Genomic DNA, 21,397 nt, shown 5'->3' on the forward strand with positions numbered 1-21,397 from the left:
CGAACGACGCGAATGGCGGGCCATGGCCCGCCATTTGTGTTTGGACTATTCCTCCGCGCCGGTCCCCGCCGATGCCTCGCGACAGCAAACGCTTGAATACTGTCGCGCGAAGCACAACCTTTCCTGAAGGGGGGGCAGGAGACTAGCATGACCAGTGCGCTACATCCGGCCCCAGAGGCCAAGGAAACCCGCACCGCCAAACGGCGCACGGAAGGCCGCGCGGAAGATCGGGCAACCCTCGAGGAACAGCTTCAAGAAGGCCTTGAAGACACCTTTCCCGGCAGCGACCCGGTTTCCGTGATCGTCACCGCCATTCCCGGGCGACCCAAGCAGCCTCGCCAATAGCCGCCTGCATCAACGCTTTGCCGAGGCGGCGCACCGCTGCTGTCAGGCGTGCGGCGACCCCTCATGAATGGCTTTCTTGATCTCGGCACGGAATTCCGGCGTGTCGTGTTCGCCATGAACGGCGACGGCATGCTGCACGGCAGCGTTGATCAGCTCTTCCTCGCTATCCGCCGCGATCGCGACAGTGCATTTCATTTCGCTCGGGAACTCGCGGCAGTCGATATATCTGCGCATGGTTTGTCTCCATGGATCGACGCAACGCGCCTCGCGCGCTGCTCCCGCCTGCCCCCACTACGCTCTCCGGTCGCCCCAGAATTATACCACGGAATCGAAACTTCGCGCGGCATCGCCAACAGCCCGTGCGGACTATTTCGCCTGGTACGGCGCTTCGGAGAACACGGCGGAACAAACTGCCGAGTTCGCAATTGTAGCAGGTCCACCACGCCCGCTTGAGCCTGCCCCGAGTGGTCTCATCCCGCACCCGAGAGCAATGCCGGTTGGCCGCTTCTGGCGCATATCAGCAACCTGTCATTGCAAAGGACCGGCAATGGACCGCCTCATCAGAGCATACCACACCATCTTCATTACAAACCGGACCTATGCCTATGCGTTCGCCATAGTTTGCGTGGCCGTCGCCACTCTCCTGCGCCTAGGTGCTGGGCTCATAACGACCGACGTCGCGCCCTTCGTGACATTACTTCCAGCGGTGCTGATGGCAGCCGTTCTCGGCGGCGCAGGCCCAGGGGCGCTGGCGCTTGTGCTTTCCGCCCTGTCGGCGTGGTACTTCTTTCTCGAGCCACTCCGCAGCTTCGGGGTCGACACGGCCGCAGCCGTAATCGACCTGACGCTGTTCGCCCTGTGCGGTGCTGCAATGATCGTTGTGGGCAGAGTTCTGCAGGCCGCGGTGATACGCGCCGACCAGACATTGCAGGATGTCCGCGAAGGCGAACGCAGGTTGCGCGGCGCCCTTGAGGCCGGTCACCTCGGAACCATTTCATACAACCTGTCGCAAGATCGCGGCCGCTGGTCGCCGGCCTTCGCCAAGATGATCGGTCAACCGGTGACTGCCATGAGTTTCTCGGAATGGCTGGAGCTCGTTCACCCGGACGATCGGCATATCGCCCAGACCAGTTTGGAAGAGGCTCTGGCAACCAAAACGGAGACATACAAGACCCATTACCGCGTTGTCAGACCGGACAAGGCGGTTCGTTGGCTGGAGTTTTCCGTCACCGCCACCCGGGACAGCACCGGCACGCCAGTCGGGCTCGACGGCTTCGCGCTCGATGTCACCGACCGTTTCAGGGAAGACGAGCGCAAGCAGGAGATCGTGCGCGAGATGCACCATCGCGTGAAAAATGTTCTCGCGATCGTGCAGGCCCTTGCCCGCCAGACGGCGCACCAGGCGACCTCCCTCGACAGCTTCCTTTCGACCTTCGCGGCGCGGCTGAATGCGCTTGCCACGACCCACGACCTCATCGTCAGCAACCAGGGACGGGGCGTGACGCTGACCGAGTTGGTGAAGACCGAGACGGCTCCCTTCGAGTCGATTGCCGCCAGCCGAATCACCCTCGACGGGCCGGACTTGATGCTGCCGTCGGAGATGATCACGCCGCTTGGGCTCGTCCTTCATGAGCTGACGACAAACGCCGCCAAGTACGGCTCACTATCACATCGCAACGGTGCCGTTTCGGTAAGCTGGTCCACGCGCACCAATGGCGGCGGCCCTCGCCTGTTGGTGCTGTGGCGCGAGCGCGGCGGCCCCCCGGTCACGTCGCCGACGAAGGCCGGCTTCGGAAGCCGCCTGATCAGCCGGATGATCCGCAACGATCTTGCCGGCGAGATCGAGTACCACTGGCTCGCCCAAGGCCTGGACTGCACCTTCACCGTGCCGCTTGCTAACTGACCCGATCACAAATTTGACGAGCATCCAGTCCGCCCGCGGATGCCACAGCCACTTGATTTTTCTGACAGGTTTTCCTGAAACGCCGGCTGCAGTCGCTGACAGGCAAGCAACTGTCGCAATATTGCCACTTGCCGTCTTCGAGGCGTTCCGCTATCTCCGCCAGTGGGCCACCCCTCCCCAACGAGGGGCGTGCTATCTGGAAGGATAGGATCAACATGACTGTACTGCCGAAGCCGGACTTGCGTCCGGCCAATCCCAATTTCTCGTCCGGCCCCTGCGCAAAGCGCCCCGGCTGGTCCCTCCAAGCTCTCGCAGACGCAGCCCTCGGACGCTCCCACCGTGCCAAGATCGGCAAGACCAAGCTCCAGCAGGCGATCGACCTGACCCGAGAAGTCCTGCAGGTTCCGGCCGACTATCGCATCGGCATCGTGCCTGCGTCCGACACTGGCGCCGTCGAAATGGCGCTCTGGTCGCTGCTCGGCGCACGCGGCGTCGACATGGTCGCCTGGGAAAGCTTTGGCGCGGGCTGGGTCACCGACGTCGTCAAGCAGCTGAAGCTGCCGGATGTCCGCACCTTCGAAGCCCCCTATGGCGAACTCGTCGACTTCGCCAAGGTCGATTTTGACCGCGACGTGGTCTTCACCTGGAACGGCACGACCTCCGGCGTGCGCGTGCCGAACGCCGATTTCATCCCGGCCGACCGCCAGGGCCTGACCATCTGCGACGCGACCTCGGCCGCCTTCGCGCAGAACCTTGATTTCGCCAAGCTCGATGTCGTCACCTTCTCCTGGCAGAAGGTACTGGGCGGCGAAGGCGCGCATGGCATGCTCATCCTGTCGCCCCGCGCAGTCGAGCGGCTGGAGAGCTACAAGCCGGCCTGGCCGCTGCCGAAAATCTTCCGCCTCACCAAGGGCGGCAAGCTGATCGAAGGCATCTTCAAGGGCGAGACCATCAACACGCCGTCCATGCTGGCGGTGGAAGATTATCTCGACGCACTCAATTGGGCGAAGTCGATCGGTGGCCTCGAAGCCCTGACCGACCGTGCCGACCGCAATTTTGCGGTGCTTGACGTCTTCGTCGCAAAAACGCCCTGGCTTGCCAATCTGGCGACCGATCCGGCGACGCGCTCGAACACCTCGGTCTGCCTCACCATCGTCGATCCGGAAGTGACCGCGCTCGACGCCGAGGCACAGGCCGCCTTTGCCAAGGGCATCGTCTCGGCGCTGGACAGGGAAGGCGTCGCCTATGACATCGGTGCCTATCGCGACGCGCCGTCGGGCCTGCGCATCTGGGCCGGCGCGACCGTCGAGGCATCCGACCTCGAGGCGCTGACGCGCTGGCTCGAATGGGCGTTCCAGAACCAGAAGGCCGCGCTGAAAAAGGCGGCCTGAGTTCAAGGTATCAAGGCGACCGGGTTGGGACGGTCGCCTGCTTCCCCCAAGTCTGAATTTCACCTGATGGAGGCCTTTATGGCACCTCGCGTACTCGTATCCGACAAACTCTCCCCCACCGCCGTGCAGATCTTCAAGGACCGCGGCGTCGAAGTCGACTATCTGCCCGATGTCGGCAAGGACAAGGAAAAGCTGCTCGAAATCATCGGCCAGTATGATGGTCTCGCCATCCGCTCGGCCACCAAGGCCACCGAGAAGCTGATCGCCGCCGCGACCAACCTCAAGGTCATCGGCCGCGCCGGTATCGGCGTCGACAATGTCGACATCCCCGCCGCCAGCCGCCGCGGTATCATCGTGATGAACACGCCTTTCGGCAATTCCATCACCACCGCCGAGCACGCAATTGCGCTGATGTTCGCGCTAGCCCGCCAGATTCCGGAGGCGAACACCTCCACCCAGGCCGGCAAGTGGGAGAAGAACCGCTTCATGGGTGTCGAGATCACCGGCAAGACGCTGGGCGTGATCGGCTGCGGCAACATCGGTTCCATCGTGGCCGCGCGCGGCGTCGGCCTGAAGATGCATGTCATCGCCTTCGACCCGTTCCTGTCGGAAGACCGCGCTTCGGAACTCGGCGTCGAGAAGGTCGACCTCGACACGCTGCTGGCGCGCGCCGACTTCATCACGCTGCACACGCCGCTGACCGACAAGACGCGCAACATCATCAATGCCGATGCGATCGCCAAGATGAAGAACGGCGTGCGCATCATCAACTGCGCTCGCGGCGGCCTGATCGTCGAGGCCGACCTCATCGCCGCACTGAAGAGCGGCAAGGTGGCCGGCGCCGGCATCGACGTGTTCGAGGTCGAACCGGCGAACGAGAACGCGCTGTTCGGCATGGAAAATGTCGTCACCACGCCGCATCTGGGTGCCTCCACCACGGAAGCGCAGGAGAACGTGGCGCTGCAGATCGCCGAGCAGATGGCGGACTACCTCATCAAGGGCGCGGTCTCCAACGCCATCAACATGCCCTCGATCACCGCCGAGGAAGCGCCGCGGCTAAAACCGTTCGTCAAGCTCGCCGAAGTGCTCGGCGCCTTCGTCGGCCAGGTCACCGAAGAGCCGATCAAGGAAGTCGAGATCCTGTTCGACGGCTCGACCGCCGGCATGAACACCAAGGCGCTGATCAGCGCAGCACTTGCCGGCCTGATCCGCCCGCAGGTGGCTGACGTGAACATGGTGTCGGCGCCGATCATGGTGAAGGAGCGCGGCATCATCGTTGCCGAGGTCAAGCGCGACAAGTCGGGCGTGTTCGACGGCTATATCAAGCTGACGGTCAAGTCCGAGAAGCAGACCCGCTCGATTGCCGGCACCTGCTTCTCCGACCACAAGCCGCGCTTCATCCAGATCAAGGGCATCAATCTCGACGCCGAGGTGGGCCAGCACATGCTCTACACCACCAATGCCGACGCGCCGGGCATCATCGGCCTGCTGGGCACGGTCTGCGGCGAGAACGGCGTCAACATCGCCAACTTCTCGCTCGGCCGCGACCGGCCGGGCGGCGACGCGATCGCGCTGCTCTATCTCGATGCGCCGTTCCCCGAGGACGTCCTGGCCAAGGTGCGCGCGCACCAGTCGATCGACTCGGCCAAGCCGCTGCATTTCGACGTAAACAGCATCTGAGACTGATAGATCAGGCTCATTTTGAGAAGGCGCCGGGCAACCGGCGCCTTCTTGTTTGCATATCTATGCGATACTGTGGCTGGCAAAGGCCTTCCAGCAGGAGGGTCGCAGGCGCTTCGGTGCGCGGCTCAGGACAGCCGTCGGCCGAGCAACGGGGGTTGCGGCGCGGCGAAAATGTCGTGCCCTTGGCCCCAAAGAATGGTCGCGTTTCGGGAATCTTGCCGTTATAGAGGCCTGTCGTCCTATAGGTTTGCGCCGCCTTGCGCGGCATGGAAGGGAAGAAATCATGGCCAATGTGGTTGTCGTCGGCTCGCAGTGGGGCGACGAAGGCAAGGGCAAAATCGTTGACTGGCTGTCGGAGCGCGCCGATGTGGTGGTGCGGTTCCAGGGCGGGCACAATGCCGGCCATACGCTGGTCGTCGACGGCAAGGTCTATAAGCTGTCGCTTCTCCCGTCCGGCATCGTGCGTGATGGCAAGCTGTCCGTCATCGGCAACGGCGTGGTCTTCGACCCGCATGCCTTCGTCGCCGAGGCCCAGAAGCTGCGCGACCAGGGCGTCGAAGTGTCCCCGGAACGCCTGAAAATTGCCGAAAACACCGCGCTTATCCTGTCGCTCCACCGGGAGCTCGACGGATTCCGTGAAGATGCAGCCTCCAATTCCGGCACCAAGATCGGCACCACCCGCCGGGGCATCGGCCCCGCCTATGAAGACAAGGTTGGGCGCCGCGCCGTTCGGGTGATGGATTTGGCAGATCTGAGCACACTGCCGGTGAAGGTGGACCGACTGCTGACGCACCACAATGCGCTGCGCCGTGGCCTTGGTCATCCGGAAGTTGCTCACGAGACGATCATGGAGGAACTGACCTCCGTGGCCGACAAAATCCTGCCCTACATGGACCGGGTGTGGAAAGTCCTGGATGACCGCCGCCGCGCCGGCGAGCGCATCCTGTTCGAAGGCGCGCAGGGCACGCTGCTCGACATCGACCACGGCACCTATCCCTTCGTCACCTCGTCCAACACCGTGGCCGGCCAGGCTGCGCCCGGCTCGGGCATGGGACCGAACGCGATCAACTACGTGCTCGGCATCACCAAGGCCTACACCACCCGCGTCGGCGAAGGCCCCTTCCCGACCGAGCAGAAGAACGAGATCGGCGAATTCCTCGGCACCAAGGGCCATGAGTTCGGCGTCGTCACCGGGCGCAAGCGCCGCTGCGGCTGGTTCGACGCGGTGCTGGTGCGCCAGGCCGTGGCCGTCAACGGCATCAAGGGCATTGCGCTCACCAAGCTCGACGTGCTCGACGGGCTCGACGAGATCAAGGTCTGCACCGGCTACATGCTCGACGGCGAGCTGATCGACTACCTGCCGGCGAGCCAGGGGGCGCAGGCGCGCGTCGAGCCGGTCTACGAGACGCTCGAAGGCTGGAAGGGCTCGACCCAGGGCGCTCGCAGCTGGAACGACCTGCCTGCCCAGGCGGTCAAATATGTGCGTCACATCGAGGAGCTGATCGGTGCGCCAGTCGCGCTGCTCTCCACCAGTCCCGAGCGGGACGACACCATACTTGTGACCGATCCCTTTGAAGATTAATTCTTGCGCCTTCCCACGGCCGGCCTAAGGCCGGCCGGGAGAGAAACCACAGGTCGACAAAAGCATGGCAGATTTCGTTGCGGTTTTGAAAAAGGCGCTGGACGGGCTTAGCGAGGCAACGCCTCCGCTACGCCAGAAAGTGTACGACAAGGCCCGTGCGACCATCGAGGCTAAACTGGCGGCGATCAACCCGCCGCCGCCGCAGGCTGTCGCCGATCGCCAGCGGAAGTCGCTCGAAGACGCTATCGCGTCGCTCGAAAAGGAATATGCCGACAAGGAACGTCCGAAGGCGAGCGTCGACCCGCTGCAGGAGCTGGAGGACGTCTTTGCCTCCATCGAACGCCAGAAGAGCGCGCCGCCCAAGCCTGTAGCGCCCGCGGCGCGTCCCGAGCCTGTCGCCAAGCCTGCTCCCGCACCCGCCCCGGCACCAGCGCCGGCGTCGAAATCTGACTTCGCGTCGTGGCTCGACACGGCTCCCAAGACCATGCCGACGGCCACGGCAAGCGCCCCGGCAAAGCCTGAAGCTGCTGCTTACAAGCCGGCGACCCCGGCTGCCGCACCGGCACCCAAGCCTGCAGATCAGCCCCGGGCGAATGACAGGCCCAAGACCGATCCGGCAGCCGAAGTGGATAACTGGAATCCGGCGCCTGCCGCGCGCAAGCCGCAGCCGGCAATCGAACCGGTCAAGGACGATTTCTTCGACGCCGCCAACGACCACGATGATGACGAGGACAGCGCAGCGCCGCAGGAATTCCATGAACCGCGCCAGGGCAAGCGTAGCTATGGCGGCCTGATCGCGGCCGCGATCGCCCTCGTAGTGGTCGCAGGCGGCGGCTATGGCGTGTGGGCAAGCAAGGGCGCCCTTGCCAATCTGTTCAGCGGCTCCGGCAAGCATGCCGAAGCGCCTGCTGCTTCCGACGCCACACCCGAGACGAAGACTGCAGCTGCCCCGGCCACGCCTGAGCACGCCCAGCAGCCGGCAGCGTCGACACCGGCGGGCGAGCCGAAGCTCACCCAGCGGCTGAACACTGACGGCACCGAGGTCGATCCCGGTCCGGCCAGCGGCGGCGCCTCGATCGGCGAAGGCACTTCCGTCGCAGCAGCAACGCAGCCGCCGGTGACCCAAACGGGTGCAGCCGCGTCGGGCGGCCAGACGCCGCCGGCTCAGACAGGTGCGCCTGCCGCGCAGCCTGCGGTCGCCGTCGGCCAGCGCGCCATCTTCTATGAGGAGCGCACCAACGTGGCGCAGGGCTCGGCCGAGCCAGGCAGCATCGTCTGGTCGGTGGTGAAGGAATCCCCCGGCGGCGACCTGCCGCCCGAGCCGGCCATCCGCGCCGAGGCGGTTATTCCCGGGAAGGACCTGCAGCTGCGCATGACCATTCGCCGCAACGCAGACCAGACCCTGCCGGCCAGCCATATCGTCGAGGTGATCTTCCTGACGCCGCAAGGTTTTGAGGGCGGCGGCATCGAAAACGTGCTTCGCGTATCGATGAAGGGATCGGAGCAGGAAGCCGGCAACCCGCTGATCGGCATTCCGGCCAAGATCGCCGACGGCTTCTTCCTGATCGCGCTCAACGACGGCAAGCCGGAGATGGAAGCCAATCTGGGCCTGCTGCGCAGCCAGAGCTGGATCGACGTGCCGATCATCTACAAGTCCGGCCGTCGCGCCCTCTTCACCATGGAAAAGGGCATTCCCGGCCAGAAGGTGTTCGACGAGGCGATCAAGGCCTGGCAGGCCGCCGGCAACGGCTGAGGCTGATACATGAATTGAAAGCGGCCCCGAAAGGGGCCGTTTTTTTGTCTGGGATCAGTTCGGCGGTGCTCCGGTTGGGCCTGCGCCAACGAGTTGGCACCGCCTCCCGGCCCTCCGCTAGGGCTCCGGGCGTTCGTCGCTTCAATCGACAAATCGTTGTCGATTGATCGGCCTACGGCCGACCGCTCCTCACCCCTCCAGCTCCTCGCGCAGCATTTCGAGCTCCAGCCATTCCTCTTCCATGGCGGCAAGCGAGGCGCGCTCCTTGTCGAGGGCGGCAATCGTCTGCTGGAAGCCCTTGGGGTCACGCTCGTAATACCCGGGGTCAGCGATGCGGTTTTCGAGATCGGCGATGGAGGTAGACACCGCCGCCATCTTGGTGGGCAGGTTCTCCAGCGCGAATTTCTGCTTGAAGGACAGTTTTTTGGCAGGCCCCTTCGGGGCCGTCGATGCGGCTTCGGCACGCGGCGTCTCCGCCGCCTGCTTCTGCGCATTGCGGCGATCGTTCAGATGGGTGCCGCCGCGCTGGGCCAGCATGTCGGCATAGCCGCCGGCATATTCCAGCCAGCGCCCGTCCCCTTCCGGCGCAATCACGCTGGTGACGGTGCGGTCGAGGAAGTCGCGGTCGTGGCTGACGAGGATGACCGTGCCGGCAAAGCCCGCCACCAGCTCCTGCAGCAGTTCCAGCGTTTCCATGTCGAGATCGTTGGTCGGCTCGTCGAGCACCAGAAGGTTCGCCGGCCGCGCCAGCACACGTGCGAGAAGCAGCCGCGCCCGCTCTCCGCCCGAAAGCTCGCGCACCGGCGTGCGCGCCTGCTCGGGCTTGAACAAAAAATCCTTCATGTAGGAGACGACGTGGCGCTGCTCGCCATTGATGACGAGGTTTTCGCCGCGCCCATCGGTCAGGTAGTGCGCCAGCGTTTCCTGCGGGTCGACAGACTCGCGCTTCTGGTCGAGCGTAGCGATCTCCAGATTGGTGCCAAGCCGAACGCTGCCCGTATCAGGCGCAAGCTCGCCGGTCAGCATCTTCAGCAGCGTCGTCTTGCCGGCGCCGTTCGGCCCCACCAGGCCGATGCGATCACCGCGCTGGATGCGCGTGGAAAAATCCTTCACGACCGTCAGGTCGCCGAAGCTTTTCGTGATGTTCTTGGCCTCGATCACCAGCTTGCCGGATTCGGCCGCGTCGGCGGCCACCATCGTGGCCGTGCCCTCGGCGCCGCGATGGCTGCGGTGGCGCTGGCGCATGTCCTGCAGCTCGCCCAGCCGGCGCATGTTGCGCTTGCGCCGCGCGGTGACGCCATAGCGCAGCCAATGCTCCTCGCGCGCGATCTGGCGGCCGAGCTTGTGCTGATCGCGCTCTTCCTCTTCCAGCACCGCGTCGCGCCATTCCTCGAAATGCGCAAAACCCCTTTCAAGCCGCCGCGTCTGGCCACGGTCTAGCCAGACGGTAGCCTTCGAGACGCGCTCGAGGAAGCGGCGGTCGTGCGAAATCAGGATCAGTGCCGAGGAGGAGCGAACGAGTTCGTCTTCCAGCCACTCGATGGTCTTGAGGTCGAGATGGTTCGTCGGCTCATCGAGGAGCAGGATATCGGGCTCCGGCGCCATGACCCGCGCGAGTGCTGCGCGCCTCGCCTCGCCGCCGGACAGGTCATCGGGGCGCTCGTCACCGGTAAGGCCGAGATGCTCAAGGAGATAGGTCGCGCGATAGGGGTCATCTGCTGGCCCGAGGCCTGCCTCGACATAGGCGCGCACATTGGCATAGCCGTCCATGTCGGGCATCTGCGGCAGGTAGCGAATGGTCGCCGTGGGCTGGCGGAACACCTCGCCGTCCTGCGGCTCGACCATGCCGGCGGCGATCTTGAGCAAGGTCGACTTGCCCGAGCCGTTGCGGCCGACCAGCGCGATGCGGTCGCCGGCGGAGGCCGCCAGCGCGGCTCCGTCGAGCAGCGGCGTGCCGCCAAAAGTCAGCTTGATGCCGTCGAGATTTAGAAGCGGTGGCGCCATGTCGTCTTCAATGCTGAGAAAGTGGATCGGGATGGGCAACGAGGATCGCGCGGCCGCGCTCGAGCGAGATGCGCAAGGCGCCCCGTACCTCGTTGGAAAGGGTGAGAGAGGAGCCGAACGGCACCTCGACCCGGTCGAGCGGCCATTTGGCGCCCTCTTCGGTGAGGCCCGAAAGTTCGGAGAAGCCGAGCACGGAAAACAGCGTTCCGTCGGCGTAGTCGAAATCCGTCGTGCCCGGCAGCAGCGGGTGCCCTTCCTGCGTGCCGCTGGTCAAAAGCGTCGGCGTGCCGGCCTCGGCCAGCTTGAGCGCCAGCGCCAGATGCAGGAAGGCATGGTCGCCGCGCGAGCCGCCGAAAGCGCCGGCGAGCACAAGCGAAGTCGCGCCGCGTTCGAGCGCCACGGCTATCGCAAGCTCTCCGTCGGTCTTGTCCTTATCGGCCGGGAAGGTCAGCCTTTCGACGCTCTCAAAGCGCTTCGAAAGCTCTTCGTCGGCTGAATCGAAATCGCCGACCCAGAGCTCCGGCGTCACGCCCAGCGTCTCGGCATGGCGGATGCCGGAATCGGCCGCGATCACGCGCGCGCCGGCGATCTGGGCGTCGAGGCGCGCGGTGCGGACGAGGTCGCCGCCAAGCAGGATGAGAAATCGGCTCATGGTGGCTCGCCTCCTATCACGCCCCGCCCCCCGAACGGAAGGCGCGCGTTGCGCCTTTGCGTTGAGTTGCGTTCGGCACCCGCTTGCACCCGCGCCCGCTTCGCCCTAGTTTCACAGAGCTCTAACGGGGTGCCGGCCGCGAATTTCGCGAACCGGCTGAGAGGCAAAGGGGGACACCCGGCCAACCCGCTGAACCTGATCCGGTTTGTACCGGCGGAGGGATTAGATGCATCGGTTGCCCGGCGCTTCAATTCCCTTTCAATATTTGAATGAAGGAGGCGCCGATGCGCTCGTTACTTTTCTCGCTTGTCTCGACCCTGGCCGTTGCGGCCGCTTTGCCGGCGTTCGCCGCCGACAAGCTCACCATCTACACCTATGAAAGCTTCACCTCCGAATGGGGCCCTGGACCGCAGGTGAAGAAGGCCTTCGAGGCCGAATGCGGCTGCGAGGTCGATTTCGTCTCGGTGGCCGATGGCGTCGCCCTGCTCAACCGCGTCAAGCTCGAAGGCAAGTCGACCAAGGCCGACATCGTGCTCGGCCTAGACACCAACCTGACGGCCGAAGCCAAGCAATCCGGCCTGTTCGCGCCCTCTGGCGTCGGTCTTGCCGACGTGAAGGTGCCGGGCGGCTGGAGCGACGACACGTTCGTGCCCTTCGACTACGGCTATTTCGCCGTCATCTACAACACCGAGACGCTGAAGAACCCGCCGAAAAGCCTGAAGGAGCTGGTGGACGGCGACGCGAACGAAAAGATCGCCATCCAGGATCCGCGCACCTCGACGCCGGGCCTTGGCCTGCTGCTCTGGGTCAAGTCCGTCTATGGCGACAAGGCGCCGGAGGCCTGGGCCAAGCTGAAGAACCGCGTGCTGACAGTGACGCCCGGCTGGAGCGAGTCCTACGGCCTGTTCACCAAGGGCGAGGCGCCGATGGTGCTGTCCTACACCACCTCGCCCGCCTACCACATGGTCGCGGAGAAGACCGACAAGTACCAGGCCGCGCCCTTCGAGGAAGGCCACTATCTGCAGGTCGAGGTCGCGGGCATCACCACCACCGGCGCGGAAAACCCGCTGGCGAAGAAATTCATGGAATTCATGGTCAGCCCAGGCTTCCAGGATACGATCCCCGAGACCAACTGGATGTTCCCGGCCGGCAAGACCGAAAAGCCGCTCGATCCGGCATTCGACAAACTGGTCAAGCCCACCAAGACGTTGGCCATCAGCGCCGAGGACATCGCCGCCAACCGCAAGGCCTGGGTGGACGAGTGGCTCGGCGTGATGAGCAAGTGAGCGGGAGCCGCGGCATATCCTCCCCCCTTGAGGGGGAGGTGTCGCCACAGGCGACGGAGCTGGAGGCAGCGCGGGGCTTGATGCAATGTCGAATGTGATCGCAACGCCCCCGGCCTTTGGCCGGACCCTTCCCTCAAGGGGGAACGAGGCGCGCGACTCGCGCATCACCGCGGGCGTCATTGCGCTGGCGGCAATCGCGATCCTCATCGGCGGCGCATTTGCCGGGCTGATCCTCGAAGGCGTCAACGATCTCACTGGCGCGATTGCCGCCTTCGACGGCTACCTGTTCCGGGTCGCGCGCTTCACTTTGTGGCAGGCGGCGCTGTCGACCTTGTTCTCGGTGGTACCGGCGCTGTTCGTTGCCCGTGCGCTGTCACGACATCCGCAGTTTCCGGGGCGCGGACTGATCCTACGGCTCTTCGCCGTGCCGCTGGCGCTGCCGGCCATCGTCGCCGCGCTCGGGGTGCTCGCGCTCTATGGCCGCGCCGGCTATCTGGCCGGCCTGCTGTCAAAAATCTCCGGCGGGGATTGGCCGGGCATCTACGGCCTGTCGGGCATCCTCGTGGCGCATGTCTTCTTCAATCTGCCGCTTGCAACGCGGCTATTTCTCGAAGCGCTGAACGCGGTGCCGACCGACCAGTGGCGGCTGGCGAGCCAGCTCGGCATGGGCGCGCGCGCCAGCTTCCGGCTGATCGAATGGCCGGCGTTGCGCGCCAGCCTGCCGGGCGTGGCAGGCCTCGTCTTCATGCTCTGCATCACCTCCTTCACCATCGTGCTGACGCTGGGCGGCGGCCCGCGCGCCTCGACGCTGGAGGTGGCGATCTACCAGTCGCTGCGCTTCGACTTCGACCCGGCGCGTGCGGTGGCGCTGACGCTGCTGCAGATCCTGCTCACCTTGGCCGTGGTCGCCATGCTGATGCGGCTCGGCGCCAATGTGACGGGCGACGCGAACCTTTCGGTCGCGCCGCGGCGCTACATTTCATCGCGCCGGGGCGAAACCATGCTCGATGTTGCCCTGATCGCACTTGCGCTGGCCTTCGTCGCCGGGCCGATGCTCGCCACCGTTCTGTCCGGGCTGGAGGCCGATCTTATGCGCCTCGCCGGCGAGGCGACTGTGCAGCGCGCCGCCGCCACCAGCCTCATCCTCGCCGGCCTGGCGGCCCTGCTCTGCGTGGTGCTGACGCTGGCGCTCGCCATGGCACGGCGTGCCATGCAGTTGCAGCGGCGAGGCATCGGCAAGAAAAGCTTCCTGGAGCATATGACCGACACTGGCGCGGGCTTCGTGCTGGTCGTGCCGCCCATCGTCATCGGCGCTGGCTGGTTCGTGCTCTTGCGCCATGCCGGCGATGTTTTTGCGCTGGCACCGGTCATGGTGGTGACGGTCAACGCGGTGATGGCGATGCCTTTTGCGCTGCGCGCCGTGCGCCCGGTCTATGACGCCGCCAGCGAACGGCACGAGCGCCTCTGCGCCCAACTCGGCATTGCCGGCTGGAGCCGGCTCAGGCTGATCGACTGGCCGGTGCTGCGCCGGCCGCTCTCCACCGCCTTTGCCTTTGCCATGGCCCTGTCGCTCGGCGATCTCGGAGTCATCGCCCTGTTCGGCAGCGATCAGGTGCAGACCCTGCCCTATCTGTTGCTTGCCCGCATGGGCAGCTATCGCACCGCCGACGCCGCAGGCCTTGCCCTGCTGCTCGGCCTCATCTGCCTGGCGCTGATGGCGCTTGCCGACCGGCTTGGAAAGGACACCGCGCAATGATCTCGCCCATGCGGCCCGGAGGCGTCGACATCAGGCTGGAGGACCTGGCCTTCACCTATGAAGACATGCTGATGCGCTTCGACGCAACGATCGAGGCAGGCCACATCACCTCGGTGATGGGATCGAGCGGCGCCGGCAAGTCGACTTTCCTCAATCTCATCGCCGGCTTCGAGACGCCAACCTCCGGCCGCGTGCTGATCGGCGGCGTCGATATCACCGGCGCGCCGCCTTCGGCGCGGCCCGTGTCGATGGTGTTCCAGGAAAACAACCTCTTTGCCCACCTGACGGTCGAGCAGAATGTCGGGCTCGGCCGGTCGCCGGCTTTGCGCCTGACCGACGCCGACCGCGCGGCGGTGACCGATGCGCTTGCCCGCACCGGGCTGGCCGGCAAGGAAAGGCGGCTTCCAAGAGAATTGTCCGGCGGCGAGCGCCAGCGCGTGGCGCTTGCCCGCGTGCTGGTGCGCGACCGGCCGGTGCTGCTGCTGGACGAGCCTTTCGCCTCGCTCGGCCCCGCATTGCGGGAGGACATGGTCGATCTCGTTATGTCCGTTCATAGGGAACGAGGCATGACTGTTGTTTTCGTGACACACCAGCCCGAGGACGCCAGGCGAATCGGCGGAAACCTGCTGTTTCTCGAACAGGGAAAGGTCATCGCTGCGGGCAAAACCGAGGAATTTTTCGGCAAAAACGGCCCGGAAGCCTTCAGAAACTACATCGGAACCGGCAACGCTGCGTCACAAAGCCAAGAATTCGCCCGGAAGCCGACATAATTTTTGGCCAGAGCAGCCAAAGGGACTGACATGGATTCTTGTCTTGCCAAGAGGAGTATGTCTAGGTCCCTGTTGTAGCGGTTCGCTATGCTTTGCGATCCGCGGCGTGACGAAAGGAATGCGGCTCTGTCGATCTGCCTGATCCCTGCCGGAGAAACTCTCTCGCCGGTGCGCGTGAACGCGCGCCGCGCGGTCGCTGTCGGCCTGCTTTCGCTGGTCGCCGGTTGCCAGGTGCTGAGCGGCGGCGATCTCAAGGAATCCGGGTTCCAGCCTTCGAACAATCCGATCACGGTCGACAGCGTCTCGCGCAACGACCGGATGGCCGAGCTCGCCAAGGCGCAGCACCCGCGCATCCTCGCCACCTATGGCGGCGAATATTCCGACCCCAAGCTGGAACGCATGGTCGCCAAGGTGGTGGGCAACCTGACCACCGTGTCAGGCAACCCGACCCAGACCTATCGCATCACCATCCTGAATTCGCCCAACGTGAATGCCTTCGCGCTGCCTGGCGGCTATCTCTATGTCACGCGCGGCCTTCTGGCGCTTGCCAACGATTCCTCCGAGCTTGCCGCCGTCATCGCCCATGAAATGGGCCACGTGACCGCCAATCACGGCATCCAGCGCCAGCAGAAGGAAGCCGAGGAAGTCCTGGCCAACAAGGTGGTGACCGACGTGCTCGGCGAAAGCCAGTCGGCCAGGGTGGCGCTGATCCGCGGCAAGCTGCGTCTCGCGCAGTTCTCGCGCAACCAGGAACTGGAGGCCGACGCCATTGGCATCAAGGCCAGCGGCCAGGCCGGCTTCGACCCCTATGCCGCCGGCCGCTTCCTGCAATCCATGGCCGCCTACAGCGACTTCCGCTCGGTCAGTGGCGCCACCGACCCGAGTCTCGACTTCCTGGCGAGCCACCCCAACACGCCCCAGCGCATCGAGCTGGCCCAGCGCCATGCCCGGCTGATCGGCCCGCCCGGCACCGGCGTGCGCGACCGCGACTCCTTCCTCACGGGCCTCGACGGCATGCTCTACGGCGATACGCCGGAAGAAGGCTATGTGCGGGGCACCACCTTCCTGCATCCGCGCCTTGGCGTCTCCTTCTCGGTGCCGACCGGCTTCGTCATCGACAATACGGCAGCGGCTGTCACCGCCACCGGTCCCGGCGACATGGCGATCCGTTTCGACGGCGTCAGCATCGACCGCAAGATGTCGCTGCCCGACTATCTGCGCAGCGGCTGGGTGGCCGGCCTGGACGGCAACAGCGTGCGCCCCGAGACGATCAACGGCAATGAGGCTGCCACCGCCACGGCGCGCGCCGACGGCTGGCAGTTCGGCATCACCGTCATCCGCGCCGGCGACCAGGTCTACCGCCTGCTGACGGCAGCTCCGCTCGCCAGCACCTCGCTCACTTCCGTGTCGCGCTCCGTCGGCGATAGTTTCCACGTACTGACGCCCGATGAGAAAGCGGCGCTGAAGCCGCTGCGCGTCCGGATAGTCACCGTGCAGCCGGGACAGACCATCGGCACGCTGGCCGCCAACATGGTGGGCGTGGACCGCAAGCTCGACCTGTTCCGCGTGCTGAACGGCCTTGCGCCCGGCGCGACCGTATCCGCCGGCGACAAGGTCAAGATCGTCACGGACAAATGAATTCGGCGCCCGCGAGGGGCGCCGAATATCGAGGCAGGGAAGGCTTGTCCAGCCTCCCGGATCTGTTCGCGTAGTCAGGCTGACAGGAACGCCGGGCTTTCCTTTACCAACGCCGTCTTCAGCTTTTCCAGGGCCCGGCTTTCAATCTGCCGAACGCGCTCCTTGGAGATGCCGAGCGTAGCGCCCAGTGCCTCCAGCGTTGCGCCCTCATCCTGCAGCCGGCGCTCCTCGATGATGCGCAGCTCGCGCTCGTTGAGCACGCCCAGCGCCTTCTTGAGCCAATCCAGGCGACGCTCCACGTCGATTGCCTCGCCGACAATCTCGTCGGGCAAGGGGTCTTCCGAAACCAGGAAGTCCATGCGATCGGCCGAGCCGCCGCTATCATCGATCAGAGGCGCATTGAGCGAGGCGTCCGGGCCGGAAAGCCGCGCATCCATCATCGCCACATCCGCTTCCGAAACGCCGAGCGCGGTCGAGATCTCCTTGTAGAGGTCGCTGCTCGACAGCACGTCCTGTCCGCGCGCCAAGCGCGCACGCAGGCGGCGAAGATTGAAGAACAGTGCCTTCTGCGCCGAGCTGGTGCCTCCGCGCACGATCGACCAGTTCTTGAGGATGTAGTCCTGCATGGAGGCTCTTATCCACCAGGTCGCATAGGTGGAGAAACGCACGTCACGGCCGGGCTCGAAACGAGCCGCCGCTTCCAGGAGGCCGACATGGCCTTCCTGTATGAGGTCGCCCATCGGCAGGCCGAAATGGCGAAACTTAGCCGCCATCGAGATGACCAGTCGCATGTGGGCAGTAGTTATGCGGTGCATCGCCGCCTGATCCTGATGCTCCTTCCAGCGCAGGGCAAGTTCATGCTCCTCACTGCGCTCGAGATAGGGGGCACGCATGGCCGCCCGGATCATGGTACGCCTAGCCTTATCTTCGGTCATGCTGTGCGCTCCCAAACTCTGGCGCAGTTACGCTTCTACTCTTTTACGCTGCCGTTTCCGGCGTGGGATTGAAGTGACAACTACCCGCCCTACAAGCTTTGCAACGTCCAGATCGAAGGAATGTTCCATGATATCCGTCGACCGCGCCGACCTTGCTTTCCAGCTTTTCGATGCTTTGCCGACCGCAAGCCTGGGGGCGCTGCCGCGCTTTTCCGACTACGATCGAACCGCGATGAACGAGGTGCTCGACACCGCCGAGCGCATCGCCATGGAGCATTTTTTGCCGCATGCGGCGGCGCTCGATCTCAATGAGCCGCGCTTCGAAAACGGCAAGGTCGTCATGGATCCGCAGGTCGGTGCCGCGCTTGCGGTTTACCGGGAAGCCGGCTTCTTCGGCGCCGGCTTCGACCGCGAATGGGGCGGCGCGCAGATGCCCGAGACGCTGCGCGGTGCCGTCAATTTCATCTTCTCCATGGCCAATACTTCGACCGCGGCCTACCCGCTGCTGACGGCGGGCGCTGCCCATCTCATCGCAAGCTTCGGCAGCGATGAGCAGAAGGATCGGTTCATGAAGCCGATGATCGAAGGACGCTTCTTCGGCACCATGTGTCTGTCGGAACCGCAGGCCGGATCATCGCTGGCCGAACTGACGACCAGGGCCGAGCCGCGCGCCGACGGCAGTTACGGTCTAACCGGCAACAAGATGTGGATCTCCGGCGGCGACCACGAAATGTCGGAAAACATCATCCACATGGTGCTGGCCAAGATCCCCGACAGTCCGGCCGGAGTGAAGGGCATATCGCTTTTCATCGTGCCGAAGATCCTGGTCGGCGTTGGCGGCGCTCTCGGTGCGCGCAACGGCGTGGCGCTTGCCGGGCTGAACCGCAAGATGGGCTATCGCGGCACCACCAACGCAGCACTCAATCTCGGCGAGAACACGCCTTGCATCGGCTATCTGGTTGGGGAGCCCGACAAGGGGCTGAGCTACATGTTCCAGATGATGAACGAGGCGCGCATCAGCGTCGGGCTGGGCGCCACGGCGCTCGGCGCTGCCGGCTACCGCGCCTCGCTGCTCTATGCGAAGGAGCGGCCGCAGGGCCACCTGCCCGGCAACTGGAACCCGGACAGCTCGCCCGTGCCGATCATCGAGCATGCCGACGTCAAGCGCATGCTGCTGGCGCAGAAGGCGGCGGCGGAGGGCGCGCTGGCGCTGCTGCTCTATGCAGCCTTCCTGGTCGACGCCATCAAGGCGGCCCCCAGCGCCGAAGCCAGCCACGACAGCCGGCTGCTGCTCGACCTGCTCACCCCCATCGCCAAGTCATGGCCTTCGGAATTCTGCCTCGAAGCAAATAAGCACGCCATCCAGGTGCTGGGCGGCTATGGCTACACGCTCGACTACCCCGTCGAGCGCCTCTACCGCGACAACCGCGCCAACTCCATCCATGAGGGCACGCACGGCATCCAGGCCATCGACCTGCTCGGGCGCAAGGTGATGCAGGAAAACGGCGCCGGCATGAAGGTGCTGGCAGCACGGGTTATGGCGGACGTAACGCAGGCACATACCCATCCCGAGCTTGCCGGCCATGCCGAGGAACTGGCAGCACATCTTGGCGAGGCAGTGGCCACTACCGGCAAGCTTGCCGGGATGGTCGGCATCGACCCGCGGCTCGGCCTTGCCAATGCGAGCCTCTATCTCGACATGATGGGTCATGTCGTCATAGCCTGGATGTGGCTGCGCCAGGCGACGGCTGCGCTGCGCAAACGGGGCGGCGAAGACGCCAACGCCGACTTTATCGACGGCAAGCTGGCCACATGCCGCTATTTCTTCCTCTATGAATTGCCGAAGGCGCGAACCCAGCGCGCGCTGCTGGACAATCTCGACGACACCACGCTGACGATGAAGCCGGAGTGGTTCTGACGGAACCGCCGGCCTCTACTGCCCAGCCCCGAAGGCTCAATCCAGCCTGATCTCGCCATCCACGACGTGGTGAAGATCGACACCTTCCGCCGTCAGCGTCATGCGCACACGCAGATTGCCGCTCTTTATCTTGCCGTCCCGCACCGCCATTTCGATGGCGCGCTGGGAGGTGACGCCGACCTGCTTCAGGAATTTGCGGATCGACATGTTGAAGACATCTTCGTCCATGGTCGGCCTCCTGTCTTGCGGAAGTCCGCAATTCTAGGCCGATGCAGTCGAGAGGCAAAGAAGGCACCCAAGCTACCGCTTTCCGAAGCGGCTATTAGGAAAGAGTCGTCGCCGGCAAAGAGACCAACAAAAAACCCGGCGTCGCTGCCGGGTTTTTCAAGCCGTGAAAGCTTCGCAGGTGCGGCTTATGCCGCTTCTTCCTGCTCGGTCTCGGTCTCTTCGTTGTCGGCCTCAGCCTTGGAGCCGCGCTTGGGGCCCTTGGCAAGGTTGGTCTCGATCAAGCGCACGGCTTCCGTCTCCGACAGACGGTTGACGGCCGCGATCTCGCGAGCCATGCGGTCCAGCGCAGCTTCATAGAGCTGGCGCTCGGAATAGGACTGCTCCGGCTGGTTCTCGGCGCGGTAGAGATCGCGCACGACCTCGGAGATCGAGATCAGGTCGCCCGAATTGATCTTGGCATCGTATTCCTGCGCGCGGCGCGACCACATGGTGCGCTTCACGCGGGCGCGGCCCTGCAGAACCTTCAGCGCACGATCGACATAGTCCGTCTCCGACAGCTTGCGCATGCCGATCGACGTCGCCTTCGCGACCGGCACCTTCAGGCGCATCTTGTCCTTCTGGAAGTCGATGACGAAGAGCTCCAGCTTGTGGCCGGCCACTTCCTGCTCGTCGATCGCCATGATCTGGCCAACGCCGTGTGCCGGATAGACGATGTACTCGCCGGTCTTGAAGCCGTGACGGCCTGCTGCGGATTTCTTCTGCGTGGTTGCGGTTGCCATTACGCCCTGAACTCCTTTTGTGGCGCCGGCCCAGGCCGGCACACCTGTTGCACGGCCGAACGGCCGTGTAGTCGGGATACCGCAAGACAAAACAGGCAAACACGCTCCGGGAAGAAGCCGGGGACCGGCAAACGACATGCATTGCGTCTGCCCGGCCCAAGTCACCTTGGTCCGAAGTTCGTGTTCACCTTTCAGTGATTAGGGCGTTGCGCCATAAATCGACAGCGTGTCAGCGGCATGTTGACCCCTTCCTACCACAAAAAGTTGAAAGAATCAAGATTTTGCCGCATGCGCGGGTACAGCCCCGCGATGCAGGGCCGTCATGTCGACTTGTGATCTAGTGCGCGGATTGCGATGGGCAAGCGCGCTGCAGGCAAGTTGTCAGTTACCTTCGCCGGGCTCCGGCGAGAAGAATTTCTCGAACTTGCCCTCGACCCCGTCGAATTCCTTGGCGTCTGCCGGCGCGTCCTTCTTGGACGTGATGTTCGGCCACTTCGAAGCGTATTCGGTGTTGACCTCAAGCCACTTCTCGAGCCCGGGCTCGGTATCTGGCTTGATGGCGTCGGCGGGGCATTCGGGTTCGCAGACGCCGCAATCGATGCACTCGTCCGGGTGGATGACGAGCATGTTCTCGCCTTCGTAGAAGCAGTCGACCGGACACACCTCGACGCAGTCCATGTATTTGCACTTGATGCAATTGTCGGTCACGACATAGGTCATGGTACTGCTCCGGGACTCTGGTCCACTCCTGATAATATGGGGGTCAGGTAACCG

Annotated in this window: 18 protein-coding genes and 1 riboswitch; of the genes, 11 read left to right on the plus strand and 7 right to left on the minus strand. The window is 64.5% G+C overall.

The genetic code is table 11. The features are described from left to right. Positions 1 to 147 precede the first annotated feature (147 nt). Positions 148 to 345, plus strand: a complete 198-nt coding sequence (locus M2281_RS08655; protein ID WP_280821185.1) for a hypothetical protein — start codon at positions 148 to 150, stop codon at positions 343 to 345. Between the two features lie 42 nt (positions 346 to 387). Here the strand turns inward: M2281_RS08655 and M2281_RS08660 are convergent, their stop codons facing one another. Further along, complete coding sequence (locus M2281_RS08660; protein ID WP_280820652.1) at positions 388 to 579, minus strand: DUF1059 domain-containing protein; 192 nt, start codon at positions 577 to 579, stop codon at positions 388 to 390. 313 nt (positions 580 to 892) lie between these two features. On the opposite strand from M2281_RS08660, the gene M2281_RS08665 reads away from it, so the two are divergent. From M2281_RS08665 to M2281_RS08685, 5 genes are all read left to right on the plus strand, one after another. After that, complete coding sequence (locus M2281_RS08665) at positions 893 to 2,248, plus strand: sensor histidine kinase (protein WP_280820653.1); 1,356 nt, start codon at positions 893 to 895, stop codon at positions 2,246 to 2,248. 215 nt (positions 2,249 to 2,463) lie between these two features. Further along, positions 2,464 to 3,639 (plus strand): phosphoserine transaminase, encoded by a 1,176-nt coding sequence (locus M2281_RS08670; protein ID WP_280820654.1) that lies wholly within the window; start codon positions 2,464 to 2,466, stop codon positions 3,637 to 3,639. A 78-nt stretch (positions 3,640 to 3,717) separates the two neighbouring features. Then, positions 3,718 to 5,319, plus strand: a complete 1,602-nt coding sequence (gene serA, locus M2281_RS08675) for a phosphoglycerate dehydrogenase (RefSeq protein ID WP_280820655.1) — start codon at positions 3,718 to 3,720, stop codon at positions 5,317 to 5,319. A gap of 286 nt (positions 5,320 to 5,605) precedes the next feature. After that, positions 5,606 to 6,904 carry an adenylosuccinate synthase gene (locus tag M2281_RS08680; protein ID WP_280820656.1) on the plus strand — a complete coding sequence of 433 codons (1,299 nt, stop codon included), beginning with the start codon at positions 5,606 to 5,608 and terminating at the stop codon, positions 6,902 to 6,904. A gap of 64 nt (positions 6,905 to 6,968) precedes the next feature. Continuing rightward, positions 6,969 to 8,657: a hypothetical protein gene (locus tag M2281_RS08685; protein ID WP_280820657.1), complete on the plus strand. Its 1,689-nt coding sequence runs from the start codon at positions 6,969 to 6,971 to the stop codon at positions 8,655 to 8,657. Positions 8,658 to 8,846: 189 nt separating this feature from the next. Here M2281_RS08685 and M2281_RS08690 read toward each other — a convergent pair whose 3' ends face one another. Both M2281_RS08690 and M2281_RS08695 read right to left on the minus strand, forming a co-directional pair. Continuing rightward, complete coding sequence (locus M2281_RS08690; RefSeq protein WP_280820658.1) at positions 8,847 to 10,661, minus strand: ABC-F family ATP-binding cassette domain-containing protein; 1,815 nt, start codon at positions 10,659 to 10,661, stop codon at positions 8,847 to 8,849. Between the two features lie 7 nt (positions 10,662 to 10,668). Then, the gene (locus tag M2281_RS08695; RefSeq protein WP_280820659.1) at positions 10,669 to 11,313 is read right to left on the minus strand and encodes a thiamine diphosphokinase; all 645 of its coding nucleotides are present in this window, start codon (positions 11,311 to 11,313) and stop codon (positions 10,669 to 10,671) included. A gap of 115 nt (positions 11,314 to 11,428) precedes the next feature. After that, positions 11,429 to 11,552: riboswitch (TPP riboswitch) on the plus strand. A 45-nt stretch (positions 11,553 to 11,597) separates the two neighbouring features. On the opposite strand from M2281_RS08695, the gene thiB reads away from it, so the two are divergent. The 4 genes from thiB (at position 11,598) to M2281_RS08715 (ending at position 16,763) form a co-directional block, all read left to right on the plus strand. After that, a complete protein-coding gene (gene thiB, locus M2281_RS08700) occupies positions 11,598 to 12,599 on the plus strand; it encodes a thiamine ABC transporter substrate binding subunit (protein WP_280820660.1) in 1,002 nt (333 codons plus the stop codon). An 85-nt stretch (positions 12,600 to 12,684) separates the two neighbouring features. Beyond that, positions 12,685 to 14,355, plus strand: a complete 1,671-nt coding sequence (thiP, locus tag M2281_RS08705) for a thiamine/thiamine pyrophosphate ABC transporter permease (protein ID WP_280820661.1) — start codon at positions 12,685 to 12,687, stop codon at positions 14,353 to 14,355. Beyond that, positions 14,352 to 15,125, plus strand: coding sequence for a thiamine ABC transporter ATP-binding protein (gene thiQ / locus M2281_RS08710; RefSeq protein WP_280820662.1), 774 nt, complete (start codon positions 14,352 to 14,354; stop codon positions 15,123 to 15,125). The genes thiP and thiQ overlap by 4 nt, the downstream gene beginning before the upstream one ends. 87 nt (positions 15,126 to 15,212) lie before the next feature. Beyond that, a complete protein-coding gene (locus tag M2281_RS08715; protein WP_280820663.1) occupies positions 15,213 to 16,763 on the plus strand; it encodes a M48 family metalloprotease in 1,551 nt (516 codons plus the stop codon). A 74-nt stretch (positions 16,764 to 16,837) separates the two neighbouring features. Here M2281_RS08715 and M2281_RS08720 read toward each other — a convergent pair whose 3' ends face one another. After that, positions 16,838 to 17,698 carry an RNA polymerase factor sigma-32 gene (locus M2281_RS08720; RefSeq protein ID WP_280820664.1) on the minus strand — a complete coding sequence of 287 codons (861 nt, stop codon included), beginning with the start codon at positions 17,696 to 17,698 and terminating at the stop codon, positions 16,838 to 16,840. A 127-nt stretch (positions 17,699 to 17,825) separates the two neighbouring features. Between M2281_RS08720 and M2281_RS08725 the strand changes: the two genes are divergently transcribed. Further along, positions 17,826 to 19,616, plus strand: coding sequence for an acyl-CoA dehydrogenase (locus M2281_RS08725; RefSeq protein ID WP_280820665.1), 1,791 nt, complete (start codon positions 17,826 to 17,828; stop codon positions 19,614 to 19,616). A 36-nt stretch (positions 19,617 to 19,652) separates the two neighbouring features. Here the strand turns inward: M2281_RS08725 and M2281_RS08730 are convergent, their stop codons facing one another. From M2281_RS08730 to fdxA, 3 genes are all read right to left on the minus strand, one after another. After that, positions 19,653 to 19,844, minus strand: a complete 192-nt coding sequence (locus M2281_RS08730; RefSeq protein WP_280820666.1) for a DUF6494 family protein — start codon at positions 19,842 to 19,844, stop codon at positions 19,653 to 19,655. A gap of 185 nt (positions 19,845 to 20,029) precedes the next feature. Next, on the minus strand, positions 20,030 to 20,623 hold the full coding sequence (locus M2281_RS08735) for a CarD family transcriptional regulator (protein WP_280820667.1): 594 nt from the start codon (positions 20,621 to 20,623) through the stop codon (positions 20,030 to 20,032). Positions 20,624 to 21,004: 381 nt separating this feature from the next. Next, positions 21,005 to 21,343 (minus strand): ferredoxin FdxA, encoded by a 339-nt coding sequence (gene fdxA, locus M2281_RS08740; protein WP_106723482.1) that lies wholly within the window; start codon positions 21,341 to 21,343, stop codon positions 21,005 to 21,007. Between the last annotated feature and the right edge of the window lie 54 nt (positions 21,344 to 21,397).

Source organism: Pseudaminobacter soli (ex Li et al. 2025), assembly GCF_029892515.1.
Lineage (GTDB): Bacteria > Pseudomonadota > Alphaproteobacteria > Rhizobiales > Rhizobiaceae > Pseudaminobacter > Pseudaminobacter soli_A.

What these genes read in the sequence shown, in the direction of transcription:
- M2281_RS08670 (WP_280820654.1), top strand. Translation starts at nt 2,464, where the DNA reads ATGACTGTACTGCCGAAGCCGGACTTGCGTCCGGCCAATCCCAATTTC.
- M2281_RS08720 (WP_280820664.1), bottom strand. Translation starts at nt 17,698, where the DNA reads ATGACCGAAGATAAGGCTAGGCGTACCATGATCCGGGCGGCCATGCGT.
- M2281_RS08715 (WP_280820663.1), top strand. Translation starts at nt 15,213, where the DNA reads ATGCTTTGCGATCCGCGGCGTGACGAAAGGAATGCGGCTCTGTCGATC.
- M2281_RS08735 (WP_280820667.1), bottom strand. Translation starts at nt 20,623, where the DNA reads ATGGCAACCGCAACCACGCAGAAGAAATCCGCAGCAGGCCGTCACGGC.
- thiP (WP_280820661.1), top strand. Translation starts at nt 12,685, where the DNA reads ATGTCGAATGTGATCGCAACGCCCCCGGCCTTTGGCCGGACCCTTCCC.
- M2281_RS08655 (WP_280821185.1), top strand. Translation starts at nt 148, where the DNA reads ATGACCAGTGCGCTACATCCGGCCCCAGAGGCCAAGGAAACCCGCACC.
- M2281_RS08695 (WP_280820659.1), bottom strand. Translation starts at nt 11,313, where the DNA reads ATGAGCCGATTTCTCATCCTGCTTGGCGGCGACCTCGTCCGCACCGCG.
- M2281_RS08660 (WP_280820652.1), bottom strand. Translation starts at nt 579, where the DNA reads ATGCGCAGATATATCGACTGCCGCGAGTTCCCGAGCGAAATGAAATGC.
- M2281_RS08685 (WP_280820657.1), top strand. Translation starts at nt 6,969, where the DNA reads ATGGCAGATTTCGTTGCGGTTTTGAAAAAGGCGCTGGACGGGCTTAGC.
- fdxA (WP_106723482.1), bottom strand. Translation starts at nt 21,343, where the DNA reads ATGACCTATGTCGTGACCGACAATTGCATCAAGTGCAAATACATGGAC.
- thiQ (WP_280820662.1), top strand. Translation starts at nt 14,352, where the DNA reads ATGATCTCGCCCATGCGGCCCGGAGGCGTCGACATCAGGCTGGAGGAC.
- M2281_RS08730 (WP_280820666.1), bottom strand. Translation starts at nt 19,844, where the DNA reads ATGGACGAAGATGTCTTCAACATGTCGATCCGCAAATTCCTGAAGCAG.
- M2281_RS08725 (WP_280820665.1), top strand. Translation starts at nt 17,826, where the DNA reads ATGATATCCGTCGACCGCGCCGACCTTGCTTTCCAGCTTTTCGATGCT.
- serA (WP_280820655.1), top strand. Translation starts at nt 3,718, where the DNA reads ATGGCACCTCGCGTACTCGTATCCGACAAACTCTCCCCCACCGCCGTG.
- M2281_RS08680 (WP_280820656.1), top strand. Translation starts at nt 5,606, where the DNA reads ATGGCCAATGTGGTTGTCGTCGGCTCGCAGTGGGGCGACGAAGGCAAG.
- M2281_RS08665 (WP_280820653.1), top strand. Translation starts at nt 893, where the DNA reads ATGGACCGCCTCATCAGAGCATACCACACCATCTTCATTACAAACCGG.
- thiB (WP_280820660.1), top strand. Translation starts at nt 11,598, where the DNA reads ATGCGCTCGTTACTTTTCTCGCTTGTCTCGACCCTGGCCGTTGCGGCC.
- M2281_RS08690 (WP_280820658.1), bottom strand. Translation starts at nt 10,661, where the DNA reads ATGGCGCCACCGCTTCTAAATCTCGACGGCATCAAGCTGACTTTTGGC.